Here is a 13610-nt window from a genome sequence, read left to right as displayed (position 1 = left end):
ACTTTCGAGAGGGAGGCCCCCCTCATGACCAATAAGAAAAAAACTTGAAAATAGAATTACCCAAAATCCCAACAGGCTTGTCCAATATCGAGATTCCGGAATTTGGTGTGCAATCGAATGACTATTTCAATATGGGGATAATCGCGGATTGCAGCATGGATAATCAAAATGCAAATAAAGTTTCCTTTGAGAAGATCATTTTTCAAAATGTAACTTTTACACAAACATCGTTGAAGGACCTTGAACTTACCGATGTCATTTTTGAAAAATGCGATTTGTCCAATGCGGACTTCAGTGATTCAACCCTGCATCGGACGGAATTTAGAAATTGTAAAATAGTCGGGTTAGATTTTACGGCGGCGACTTTAAGAAATGTGCTCTTTCATAGCTGTTTCGGTGATTACGCAACTTTCCGCTTTGCCAACCTAAGACAGGTTGATTTCCATGGCTGTTCGTTATGCAAAGCAGATTTTTACAACTCTACTTTGCAGAAGGTTTACTTGAATAGCTCGAATATCGATCAAGCACAATTCTCGGGGACGAAGCTGGAAGGTATTGATATAAGTGATTGCAGGTTTACAGGATTAGGTGTGGAGGTTGAGGATTTGAGGGGCTGCATCATCTCTCGGGAACAAGCCTCTTTATTTGCAAATATTTTCGGTCTTGTCATTAAAGAGTGAAAACAAAATAGGCTGGGGATACGTCATAGAGTTGACGATTCCACAGCCTGTTTTTTATTTACTGCTGACCCGGACGAATTCGGACAACTGCCACTTCAGAAGCGTTAATGGAGAAGGCATTTCCCCCTTGCCCCAATTGTGAACTTCCTAACACAATATGCTGCAAGAAGACATACCGTCACGGCAGCTGACTGTCTTGAAATAGAGAGGTCGATAAATAACGTTCACCTGAGTCGGGCAGCAATACTACGATAGTTTTGCCTTTATTCTCCGCTCGTTTAGCAATTTGAACGGCTGCGGATAGGGCAGCTCCAGATGAGATTCCTGCAACCAGTCCTTCGGCTTTGGCCAGCATTCGAACCGTATTGAACGCAGCATCGCTTTTTACTGTTACAATCTCATCAATAACGGACCTGTTGAATACAGACGGAACAAAGCCTGAGCCAAGACCTTGGAGTTTATGCGGTCCTTTGGCCCCTCCTGAAAGTACCGGAGAGTCGAAAGGTTCCACAGCGATTATTTGTACGTCTGGCTTCAACTGTTTTAATCTTTCTCCGACACCGGTCACAGTCCCGCCGGTCCCTACACCGCTGACGAAGATATCAACGGTACCGCCGGTATCCCGCCAAATTTCCTCTGCCGTTGTCTGACGGTGTATTTGAGGGTTAGCGGGATTATCGAACTGCTGCGGCATGAATGAGTTCGGGATCGTGGCAGCGAGCTCTTCAGCTTTTCTCATCGCACCTGGCATTCCCTCATTCCCGGGAGTCAGCACCAGCTCCGCTCCAAGTGCGTTCAGCAGATTTCTGCGCTCCAAGCTAAAATTATCCGGCAATGCGATGATAAGCTTATAGCCTTTTGCTGCCGCTACAAAAGCAAGAGCAATGCCTGCATTCCCGCTCGTAGCTTCAATGATTACCGAATCTTTGGTCAGAAGTCCCTTGTCCTCCGCATCCTGTATCATGGCATATCCAATGCGGTCCTTGACGCTGCCTGCGGGGTTAAGATATTCCAATTTAGCAATGAGTGTAGCAGCAAGGTCATTCATACGATTGAAGTTTGCAAGCTCGAGCAGAGGGGTGTTGCCGATTAGCTCGGTCAGATTTTTGGCAATTTTGGACATCATTATAACACTCCTTCTTTATTTATTATTTATCCTATCAGCTTAGTCGTTTATTTAAACCTACCATAGAGGCTGACCCGAGACAAATCATTACTTCTTATCTAAACTGTGCACATTATGTTATATTTACATTATTTACCTCAGTTTATTTATTTTTCTGCCAAAAGGACAATTTTATGAATTCACCTTTAGATAGATTGGCTTGCTTGCTACAGACGTTTCCTGAATAATGAATAACAGTAGGAAAGGAGTTACGGGATATGCAGCTAAGTGTGCTGGATCTTGTGCCGGTTTTTAAGAACGCAGGCTCTGTAGCCGCTTTGGAACAGGCTGTTCAGCTCGCACGCATGGCAGAGCAGCACGGCTATCACAGGTATTGGGTTGCCGAGCATCATGATATGGAAGGTCTTGCATGCACATCCCCTGAGGTTTTGCTAGCCTATATCGGTGCCCGTACAGAACGGATACGACTGGGAACAGGCGCTTTATTACTGCCTCATTATAAACCGATAAAGGTAGCCGAGACCTTTCATCTGCTAGCCAGCTTATGCCCGGGACGGATCGATCTGGGCATCGGGCGTGCTCCGGGCGGCTCTGCACACGTAAGTATGGCTTTGAGCGGCAATTTTCTGGAAAATGTTCGTTATTTACCGGATTCCTTGCAGGCTTTAATGGATATGCTGGTTCATAACTACCAAATAGAAGGCCAACCGGTAATTGCGCGTCCTCTCCCGCCTATTCCTCCTGAGGTCTGGATGCTTGGAACAAATAGTAAAAGTGCTTCTTATGCAGCTCAGTTCGGGACCGGCTACGTGTTTGGACAATTTATGAGCGATAGGGATGGGCTGGAAATAGTAACGGAGTACCGGCAAAAGTTTAAGCCTTCACGGCTTCAAGCGGAGCCTCGCGTAATTGTAGCCATTGGCGTTATTTGTGCCGAAACTCAAGAGGAAGCCAAGCAGTTGGCCTCGGAGGCATCAGCATGGTTTAGACCACAAGGACAGGCTGAGCCGGTGCAGGAGCGAGAGAAGGAGCGGCAAGAAGAGCAAGAAGAGAGAGCTATTCAGCAGCGCAAGCTGGTGGCTGGTACTCCGCAACAGGTGAAAGCTCGGTTGGAGGAGATGAGCGCTCGATACGGTGTGGATGAGTTTCTGGTCATCTCGGTAATTCCTGATTATGAGAAGCGGCTTCGCTCTTACGAGCTGCTTGGCTCCTGTTTTATAGAACGGTAGAAGTTGAATTATTGAATGGAATCGTGATAATAAGATTGAAGCAAAAGTGAGGAGCGGTTCTCATTGCATAAAGAAATCTTTACTTTTTTGGATGCGGAATCAAAAGAGATTTTCGTTTATCGTTGGAGCAAAGCAGGTGCAGGAACACCGAGAGCGGCGATACAGATTTCGCACGGGATGGCGGAAAACGCGGAGCGCTATGAACGGTTTGCCAAAGTTTTAACGGATGCGGGTTATATAGTATACGCTAACGATCATATAGGACACGGTCTGACGGCAGGGAAGCCTGATCGGGTAGGTTTGACACCGAAGAACAGCTTCTCCCAGATGACGAATACGATGGCCAAACTGACGGATACCATAGCAGAGAGCCACCCAGGATTGCCCATCTATTTATTCGGCCACAGCATGGGTTCTTTTTTGTCGCAGCAATATATGTATCGTTACCCTGCAAAAATAAGCGGAGTCGTGCTGTCGGGCACAAACGGCAGACAATCTCAAGCGATACGAGCAGGGATAGTCCTTGCAGAGCTTATAGCCTCTATGAAAGGGGATGATCATCGCAGCTCGTTGTTGATGTCGATATCTTTTGGCAGCTACAACAAAAAATTTCAGCCGAATCGTACGGAGAGTGACTGGCTAAGCCGCGATGAAGCAGAGGTAGACCGTTATATACAGGATTCATTTTGCGGGGGAGTGTTCTCAGCAGGCTTTTTTAGAGATTTTTTTCATGGGCTGGTAGATATTCACCGTCTTCAGCATATGGAGCGCATTCCCAAGCATCTGCCGGTTCTTATACTATCAGGTGACCGCGACCCGGTAGGAGGAATGGGCAAAGGCATCATGCAACTCGTAAGTATGTATAACAAGCTTGGTATGGAGGAGGTTTCTTACAAGCTGTATCCTGGCGGCCGACATGAAATGTTGAACGAAACAAATCGCGAAGAGGTTATGCAGGACGTGGTGCTGTGGCTAAATGACAAAACCAGCTGAGCATCTGAATGAGCCGGATTGAGTAAATATTAAGATGAAGGGATGGGTGGGGAAAAATGGGGAAACTGTTTACAGCACTACTGCCTGAGCATCGGGAGTTTATTCAAAAGCAAAGGATGTTTTTTGTAGGGACAGCTCCACTTCATGAAGAAGGGCATGTCAACATATCGCCAAAAGGGTATGATGCGCTTCGGATATTTTCACCAACGGAAGTCGCTTATTTGGACTTGACGGGAAGCGGGAACGAAACGAGTGCCCACATTGAGGAGAACAGAAGAATTACCTTTATGTTCATAGCATTGGAAGGCCCGCCGATGATATTGCGGTTGTATGGTAAGGGGCGCGTTATTTTACCCGGGACAGAGGAATGGAATCATTGGGTGCCACAATTTGAGCTTCTACCAGGCACTCGCCAAATCATATGTGCAGAGCTTCATGCAGTGAAAACCTCCTGCGGCTATAGCATTCCTTATTATTCCTATTCAGGTGAGCGTGACACGCTTAAGAAATGGGCTGAGAAAAAAGGAGAGTCCGAGCTTGCCCAATATCAGCATGAAAAAAATACGACGAGCATGGACGGACTTATCACTACGTTAGGGCAAGCCGCATCGGGAAAAGTCTAGATCCTCGACCTATACAAGGACGTACTTCCAATATGGAGGTGCGTCTTTTCTTTTTTACAGGAGCGGCATTGGGGTAATGAGATACAGTTAGTTAACTTTCAGTTACTTGTTACTTGCTCACACTAAATATATTACTTAGTCATTTTGAAAAAAGGGATTATAGGCTCTGTCTGAAATTCTTGCTCTCTAGGAAGATAGTAGAGGGGAATGCTGTAAAGAAACGGAGGGAAATTGGCTCGGGAAAAGGGCTGCTTTAGCTGAAAGAAGGTAGAGTTTTATTAGGTTAGATACAAAGTGTATCATTCTTATCGAATTTGTCACATGGATTAAGAAGGAGGATTTAAAATATGGGCTATCGCTCTTTTAAGAAAGTTTTTTTGCAGTTCATGATATTTATTTTGCTTCTTCAGGCTGTTGCACCAGTGAGCGCGGCTGATCAGCCTGCGGCTTCAAAAGGGAATAGCGGGCTGAAGCTAACAGATAAGCTGCCTGCATGGGCTGAGCAGGAAATCAACGGACTTGTGAATGAAGGAATTATTCAAGGCTTCGAGGACGGGACATTTCAACCCGACAGAGCCGTCACACGAGCGGAAACTGCGGTATGGTTGGCTCGGCTGACTGGCAATGCCAAGGACAATAAAAACAGCATATTCCCCGACGTTTCGGATCAATGGTTCGCTCCCGATGTGAACCAGGCCGCAAGCCTCGGAATTATTATAGGTTATGCAGATGGAAATTTTCATCCTAATGACGACGTAAATCGGTTCGAAATAGCTGTTATGCTGAACCGCATGCTGAAGCTGGCCGATCCGAACGATCAGTCTTTTACAGATAAAGGACTCATTCCCGAATGGGCTTCTCCGGCAGTTTCAGCGCTGCACAAGGCGGGTGTTATCCAAGGTTATAACGATGGGGCTTTCCATGGGGATAGAAAGCTGACCCGGGCGGAAGCAGCTGTGTTGGTTCACCGGGTTTGGAAGCGATGGAGCGATGCTAAAGCGGAGCAGAAGTCTAACCCGTTAGCCATTTCCGTTACGGCGCCGGATGGCAGCCCGCTCAAAGACGCTTCTGTATTTATACATATCAAGGGCAAGAGAGCGTACAGCATTTGGGACCGTACCGATGCACAAGGACAATTTTCCACCAAGGATTTGGCCTTAGGTGCTTACGATATACATGTGGTTGGTGACGGTGTAATCGCTTATCAGTCTGTGGAATATAAGAGTGACACGGCATCACTTCATATTACCGCTGAGAAAGCAGCGGCTTTTACAGGCAAATTGGTGGACAAAGACAATAAGCCGGCTGAAGGTGTAGTTCTGTCTTTTACGACTAACCCGACATTTTACGCCGTTTCAGGAGCGGACGGTTCATACAAAGCTTATGTCCTGCCGGACCGTACTTACCGGCTTTCCTACCTTGAAGTCTCAGAACTGAAGGGATTGGGAACGAATGCGGAAACCGTATTCCGCAATGAGCATCTGCTGAAGGATGTGGTTTTGCTTGACTCCGAACTGACAGAGCTCCCCGGCTGCAATTGCAGCAAGTTTGATGCACCGGAGACGTTTAAGTCTCCTGCCGCTGGTGAGTCATTGGAAACAGGCTCCCATTCCATTGTAGGTGCTGCAGTGCCTGTTGGTGGAGGCGGGAGACGCAGTAGCAACAGCGGAAATACACCGCCTGCTGACATCACTCCGCCTGCAGTGCCGGCAGGATTAATTGGTACTGCCGGGAACGGGAAGGCAGTGTTAGTATGGACAGCTAATGGCGAAAGCGATTTGGCCGGTTATAAGGTATATGTCTCTGCAGACGGAGGGGCTAATTGGAGCCTGGGCACGGATGCAGGTAAGGCAACAGGGTATACGGTGGATGGATTGACTAACGGCACAACCTATAAAATAGCCGTGACAGCTTATGATTCTAACGGCAATGAATCGCAGAAGTCTGCTGCTGTAAACGTTACACCTGAATCAGGTGAGAACCCGCCGCCTGATCGGACACCGCCTGCCATTCCAGCCGGATTAACGAGTGTGGCGGGTGATGGAAAGGCTGCACTGACGTGGACGGCGAACAATGAGCAAGATTTGGCTGGCTACAAAGTGTATGTGTCTTCAGACGGAGGAGCCCATTGGAATCCCGCTGTTAACGCGGGAAACGTAACGAGCTTCACAGTGGCCGGACTGACGAACGGAACCACGTATCATTTGGCAATCACTGCCTATGATGCCACTGGCAATGAATCGCAGAAAACGGCTGCGGTCACTGCTGTACCGCGCAGCAGCGAGACGCCTGATCGGACACCGCCAGCGGTTCCAAGCGGGCTAACGGCGACACCGGGTGACAGTGCGGCAGCATTGAGCTGGACGGCAAACAATGAAAACGATCTGGCCGGTTACAAGGTGTATGTGTCTTCAGACGGAGGAGCGCATTGGAATCCTGCTATTCAAGTAGGTAATGCTACGAGCTATACAGTGGCTGGGCTGACGAACGGAACCACGTATCATCTGGCAATCACTGCCTATGATACAAATGGCAATGAATCGCAGAAAACGGCTGCGGTCTCAGTTGTGCCTGCAAATCAAGGCACAGGCAATCTGCCGCCCGATCCGAGTCAGGTAGCAACTCCGGTATCATTGGCGAGCCAGCCCTCTTTTTCGTCCATGACCGAGTTCCTTTACAAGGGCAGCAATCCGGTTCAGACCGGTGTTGCACCGAATGCTATCGAACCGCAGCGGGCCGCAGTGCTTCGGGGGAAAGTGCTTGATGAAGCAGGGAATCCGCTGTCTGGAGTCAAGATTACTATTTTGAATCATAGCGAGTGGGGGCAGACGCTGACCCGTACGGACGGGATGTTCGATATGGCAGTAACCGGTATTGGCAGCTTGACCGTAGTGTCAAGTAAAGACGGTTACATGAGTGTACAGCGCAAGCATACCGTCACATGGGGCGACTACACTACAATGGAAGATGTAGTATTGAAGCTTTACGATACGAAGGTGACGGCGATTAACCTTATGAATGCCCAGGAGATGCAGGCTGCACAGGGCAGCGCCGTTGTCGATGCAGACGGAACACGTACACCGACCATCCTAGTGCCTCAAGGCACTACAGCAACGATGAAGCTTGCAGATGGCACGACGGTGCCGCTTAATGAGATTCATTTCCGTGCGACCGAGTATACCGTTGGCGAGAAGGGGCAGCAGTCCATGCCGGGCGATTTGCCGACATTCGTCGGTTATACCCATGCTGTGGAGCTATCAGCGGATGAAGCTATCGAGGCGGGAGCGACAGAGGTTACTTTTAATAAGCCCTTATATTATTATGTGGATAATTATTTGAATTTCCCGGTCGGTGAGACCGTTCCAGTTGGGTATTACGATCGCAAAATGGGTCAGTGGGTTCCATCCGATAACGGAAAAGTTATTGCTATCATCAGCAATCAGGGAGGAATTGCCACCATTGATACAGATGGTGATGGTGTGGCGGATGATGATACCAAGCTGAATGCTCTAGGTCTTACCGTGGATGAACGCAAGAAATTAGCCGGGATGTATCAGCCGGGACATAGCTTGTGGCGTTCACCGGTTGCGCATTTCACACCATGGGATTGCAACTGGCCTTACGGTCCACCTGACGATGCTACCGATCCTCCGAACAGGAAGCCTAACGAAGACGATACCGATAACGAGGACCCCTGCAAGCAAAAGGGTTCCATTATCGGATGTGAAAATCAGAGCTTAGGTGAGATCATCCCGATTTCAGGAACCTCATATTCACTTTACCATGATAGTGAGCGCACTCCAGGGTATGTGAAGAAATCGAAGATCACTATTCCTGTAAGCGATGCAACAACGCCTTCGTCTTTAAAATTCATTACAGTGAAAATTGAGATTGCGGGCAAGTCTATCAGCACAGTATTCAATTCGGCCCCGAACCAAACGCATACGTACCTTTGGGATGGTAAAGACGTTTATGGGCGTATGCTGGCTGGCGGTGAATATCCGTATCGAGTTACAGTGATTTACCATTACACACCTGTCTATTACGAATCAGATGGAGATTTTTATCAAAGCTTCGGAAGAATAGGGAAAGGCAGCAACACCGTCATTGGCGGAGGCCGGCAAACGACTTATATCACTTCCTCCAAAGTATGGGACGGACATATTTCGAGCCCTTCGAATCCGTATGAAACGATGGGTATTGCCGGATGGAGCCTGAATACGCATCATTTTTTTAATAAGGACAGTGATACCTTGTACATGGGGAATGGCTCCCGATCGCAGAAAAATACGTATCCTCTTAAGTCTTTGAATCTGCGCGGTGATCCTAGTATACCAGGCAATTATGAACGGGATAACCACCTTCAATCTAGAGTTTTCTCAAGCTATACTGCAACAGGGGCGGGTGGTGAACTGTATTATGCGGCATCCAATTATACAACCCAAGAGCTTCTGATTTTGAGGCTGGACCCTACTAATAAACTGAATAAAGTCGGAAGCTTTCCTATGGATTATGAACTGAATCGGCTAGCTATAGGCTTAGATGGGAGCGTATATGTCTTCTTTAGTAATCAATATAAACTATTTAGAAAGAAGATTTCGGAAACGGAGTGGACTGTGGTTGTAGGTAATGGGATCAAAGGACAACCGAGTGCCTTAATTCCTGATGGAATCAAGGCAACTGAAGCTGAAATTTATTATGTAACAGATATAAAGGGAGATGCTAACGGGAATCTATATTTTATAGGGATTTCAGAGGATTTGTATAAAGTCGGAAGCGACGGGCGAGTTGTTGCCATGAACGAGTTTAAGGTGAACCACCCTGGGAGTGGAGCTGATAACGGAATTGCTAACAAACAGACAATCGGTTCTATAGAAAAAATGCAAATCGGTCCTGACGGAAGCTTATATGTACTTGACACCTACGGTTATTTTTATGGGGCTAGGGCCTGGATTCGTCGCATTTATCCGGACGGCACGATGAAGCTTTATGCAGGTCCTCCTACGAAGTCGGCAATTGCAAATGGCCAACTAGCGCTTGAATCGAGCTTCTATACGACAAACTTCGAAATAGATGGACTTGGCAATATATATTTCCAAACCTATTATCAATTTGGGGGACCTACAGGAGATTTCTACAAGATTTCGTTCAATGGGATTGTGGAGCAGGTTAATCCATACACCCTTAAGAAGGTTAAAGAAGAATACAAGACGACCGATTTGTATCTCTCGAATGTGGATTCAAAGGGGAATTTAATCGTAAGCTCGCGGGATGGGGCCAAATATGGTGAGTACCGCTTCTACAAAGCAACGCTATTTGGCGATAGAACCACGGTTCCAAGCGATGATGGAGTATTTTTATATCAATTCGATGCAGATACTGGCCGTCATACGGATACCCTTCATTCATTGACAGGCACCGTGGTGGAGAGCTTCGGATATGATACAGAGGGACGCCTGCAATCGATCGAGGATCGGGACGGGAACAAAACGATTATTGAGCGGGATGCTCAAGGGCTGCCGACGGCGATTGTCGCACCTGGCGGGCAGCGGACATCACTTGCAGTTGACGGATCCGGACAGCTAAAAAATGTAACGCTTCTATCCGGGGACAGCTACAAGATGAGTTATGATGCAAGCGGGCTGCTGACCCAGTTTACCGATCCTAAACAGCAAATGAGCGAATACGAATATGACAGCGAAGGAATGCTCATTCAGGCGAAAAATGCTGCTGAAGGCGTCAAAACACTTGCCCGCACCAAAATCCAGAATGGTTACCAGGTTGTCTTTACAGACCCAGAGAATAAGAAGACCGTATATGAAGTGAAACAATCCAGCGGAAATATTATTCGCACCACAACAGACCCTGCAGGCGCAAAGATTAAGTCAACGCTCCGCTTTGACGGGAGCCAGCAGGTGGAGCTGCCGGACGGGACAGTGACAACGAAAACGATAGGAGAAGATCCGCGGTACGGTAAAAATGTTCCTATGTTGGTGGAATTGAAGATTAATACTCCGGACGGGCGCACTACAACTGTCACGGAAACGCGCACGTTCCAGTTAAATCAAGATAGCAGCCTCAAAACTTTGACGCACACGTATAAGGTAAACGGCAATACTTCAACCGTCACCTTCGATTCGGCAACTAAAACCTATACGGAGACGAGTGCGGAAGGTAAAGTGGTCAAAACCTATTTGGATGCTGCCGATCGGGTGTTCAGAGAAGAATATCCCGGCCAAAATCTTCAGCCTGTCCAATACGAATATGACGCGAAGGGACGATTGAGGCTAGTTAAGCAGGGTGAGCAATTGGTTCAATATGCTTATGATGACCGTAACCGGCTCGTTTCTATGACCGATGCATTCGGCAGTAAAAAGGAATTTACTTACAATGATGCTGATCAGCTCACTTCTGTGAAAAGCCCGAATGGCCAAGTATACAGCTACAACTATGACAGTAACGATCAATTGACCGGCTTAACGATGCCGAACGGTATGAAATACAATCAGCAATTTAATGAGCTGGGGCAATTTAAAAGCTTTGCGCCAGATGGCGTTTCTCCTTGGGTTACATTGAATTATGACAACGGAGAACGGCTTAACAAAGCTTCGCTACCAAGTGGAAGAAATGTCGATTATGGCTATGAGTCCAGCGGTGGTAAACGAATCACTGCTATGAATGATCCCGATGTAAAACGAAGCTTCACCTATTCGGATGCAACGGACCGTGTAAGCAGTATTGTGAGCGAGCAAACCGGCAATGCCGCTTTAAAGCAAACGATTGAATATACGTACAGCGGATCGGATGTTAAAAAGATCGCTTATAAAGGAAAGGCAGCCGGTACGTTTGACTATACGTACGACAATCTTTCCAACCTGACGAATATTCATATGTCGGTTACACAGCAAGTATACGGAAACGTGACGAATGTAGTCTATGATACCGCTATTGGCTGGAATAAGGATAACCAAATGACCCGGTTTGGTCCTTTTAATTTCACACTTAGCGGTCCTGGAGGTCGGGCAGCAACTGTCAGCGACGGAGCGCTCAGCATGGAAAACACCTATGATGATCTTGGCCGGCTGCAGCAGCGGAAGTACCTATTGAATGGCCGGTCTGTATATGGCGCGGAGTATGACTATGACAGTAGAGGTTTTGTTACAGATCGCACGGTTTCAATGGCTGGCGGGGCAGCAGATCTTATCCATTATGAATACGATCGGGACGGCCAATTGCTCTCATCTGCGAGGGCTGGCGGGGGATTCACAGAAACCTACAGCTATGATGTCAATAAAAACCGCACCAGCCGCTCTATAACGGGCAAGCCTGAGGAGCTGAGTCTGTATGATGCTAATGACCTGCTTAAACAGGCAGGGGTAACAGCCTATGTGTTTGATGCGGACGGCTTCTTGAAGCAGCGCGGCAGCGACAGATTCCGTTACGGTGTGAGGGGAGAGCTGCTAGAGGCTACGGTGAGCGGCTCGACGTATACGTACACGTACGATGCTCTAGGCCGGAGAACGGCAAGGGATGATGGAACAGGAAAAACAATCCAATATTTATACGGCCATCCTCATTCGTTGCAGATGCTTACCGCTTCGGTCGGCACGAATGGTGAGGTAACCAATTACTACTATAATGAAGATTCCTTACTGATTGGCTTTGAACGAGGCGGACAACGTTATTATGTCATTACGGACAATGTCGGTACGCCTGAGCTGGTGCTCAACGCGGCAGGCGCCGAAGTGAAGAAGCTGCGTTATGACAGCTATGGGGTGCTGCTTTCCGACTCCAACCCGGCCTTTGAACTTCTTATCGGGTTCGCAGGAGGCTTGGAGGACAGGGCAACTGGGTTAGTCCGTTTCGGGGCGAGAGATTACGATTCTGCCTCAGGAAGATGGACGGCGCGCGATCCGGTGCTCTTCGAGAGTGGTCAAGCGAATCTGTATGCCTATGTTAACAACAACCCGGTTCTGCTTCGCGATCCATGCGGTATGTTCTGCGTTGGAGCTTCCGCTTACGAAGGAATTGGCGGCGGCGGCAAGGTTTGTGTAACGGATGAAGGCTTCTCCTCCTGCCTTGAGGCCGGATTCGGTGTAGGGGGCGGATTGGAAATCAGCCCATTTGAAGATCTTTCTAAAGATGGAATTAGCGCAGAGCTGACCGGTAAGTTAGCACATGGCCCTGCATCACTGACATTCGGGGTCAAAGCGAGCAATAGCTGGGACGGAGGATGTCCGGAAGCTGGCGGCATTCTTAAAGCGGAGCTGGGACCGGCCAAGGTAGACCTGCTGGATAAAAGTAAAGCAGCATGGAAGAAAAAGCCTGGCACATCCACGCGGGATATGTTCAAAAACAAAGATTATGGAGGCAATGGCGGAAACATTTCCGTAAGGGCTGAAGCTGCCCTTAAGGTGAAAGGCTGCCAATCGTTCCGCTGGTAGGATACGCGAAGCTCCCCGTTATTAACAGGAGCAGCATCCGGTTTAGCTGGAAGCCATTGATGGTTAAACGAAAGGGGCTGTCCCAAAGGGTAATGTAATACCGATGATTCAGTCCTAAAAACATAGTAAACAAACATCCCAAACCGCTATGAAAGTGGAATGGGATGTTTGTTTTCGTGTATTAATCGGGTTAAGGATTAAAATAGGGAATGAAAATTCCAAAATGACTTTTGAGATAGCCGCATATATTTTTGTACTTTTCTTCGCTCAATCTTGCCAAACGCGCTCATTCCCACGAGGACGCCTCGGCCGTTTTTCATTCATATTTTACAAAGTTTAATTTTTTACAGGGGTACCTTTTCTAAATTCTTAACATCTACGATTTTTTACGTATTCAATCAGGTAAGTTTCTTTATCATATTCGGATAGCGGGGAAGCAGCTATACGCTCTGAAGGTCCTGAACGGAACTGGAAATTCCGTTATTTAATCTATCGTCTCTAATTTAAGACGATAA

Annotated in this window: 6 protein-coding genes; 5 read left to right on the top strand and 1 reads right to left on the bottom strand. The window is 47.6% G+C overall.

Annotation, left to right across the window (positions count from 1 at the left end; translation table 11 throughout):
- The first annotated feature begins 44 nt into the window (after positions 1-44).
- The gene (locus ACFQ0C_RS22400) at positions 45-680 is read left to right on the top strand and encodes a pentapeptide repeat-containing protein (protein WP_379369735.1); all 636 of its coding nucleotides are present in this window, start codon (positions 45-47) and stop codon (positions 678-680) included.
- Between the two features lie 178 nt (positions 681-858).
- Here the strand turns inward: ACFQ0C_RS22400 and cysK are convergent, their stop codons facing one another.
- Positions 859-1803 (bottom strand): cysteine synthase A, encoded by a 945-nt coding sequence (gene cysK / locus ACFQ0C_RS22395; protein ID WP_379369786.1) that lies wholly within the window; start codon positions 1801-1803, stop codon positions 859-861.
- A 260-nt stretch (positions 1804-2063) separates the two neighbouring features.
- Here cysK and ACFQ0C_RS22390 point away from each other — a divergent pair, with 260 nt between their 5' ends.
- From ACFQ0C_RS22390 to ACFQ0C_RS22375, 4 genes are all read left to right on the top strand, one after another.
- The gene (locus tag ACFQ0C_RS22390; protein WP_379369733.1) at positions 2064-3035 is read left to right on the top strand and encodes an LLM class flavin-dependent oxidoreductase; all 972 of its coding nucleotides are present in this window, start codon (positions 2064-2066) and stop codon (positions 3033-3035) included.
- Positions 3036-3098: 63 nt separating this feature from the next.
- The gene (locus ACFQ0C_RS22385) at positions 3099-4028 is read left to right on the top strand and encodes an alpha/beta hydrolase (RefSeq protein WP_379369731.1); all 930 of its coding nucleotides are present in this window, start codon (positions 3099-3101) and stop codon (positions 4026-4028) included.
- 56 nt (positions 4029-4084) lie between these two features.
- Complete coding sequence (locus ACFQ0C_RS22380; RefSeq protein WP_379369729.1) at positions 4085-4651, top strand: pyridoxamine 5'-phosphate oxidase family protein; 567 nt, start codon at positions 4085-4087, stop codon at positions 4649-4651.
- Between the two features lie 347 nt (positions 4652-4998).
- Positions 4999-13095: an S-layer homology domain-containing protein gene (locus ACFQ0C_RS22375; protein ID WP_379369727.1), complete on the top strand. Its 8097-nt coding sequence runs from the start codon at positions 4999-5001 to the stop codon at positions 13093-13095.
- Positions 13096-13610 lie beyond the last annotated feature (515 nt).

The sequence above is a fragment of the Paenibacillus sp. GCM10027630 genome, assembly GCF_042676305.1.
Lineage (GTDB): Bacteria > Bacillota > Bacilli > Paenibacillales > NBRC-103111 > Paenibacillus_S.
Note: the sequence above shows the minus strand (reverse complement) of the source record. Positions and strands in the feature narration are given on the sequence as shown.

Excerpts from the sequence above, each read along its gene's own strand:
- ACFQ0C_RS22375 (WP_379369727.1), top strand. The coding sequence starts at position 4,999 with ATGGGCTATCGCTCTTTTAAGAAAGTTTTTTTGCAGTTCATGATATTT.
- ACFQ0C_RS22390 (WP_379369733.1), top strand. The coding sequence starts at position 2,064 with ATGCAGCTAAGTGTGCTGGATCTTGTGCCGGTTTTTAAGAACGCAGGC.
- ACFQ0C_RS22380 (WP_379369729.1), top strand. The coding sequence starts at position 4,085 with ATGGGGAAACTGTTTACAGCACTACTGCCTGAGCATCGGGAGTTTATT.
- cysK (WP_379369786.1), bottom strand. The coding sequence starts at position 1,803 with ATGTCCAAAATTGCCAAAAATCTGACCGAGCTAATCGGCAACACCCCT.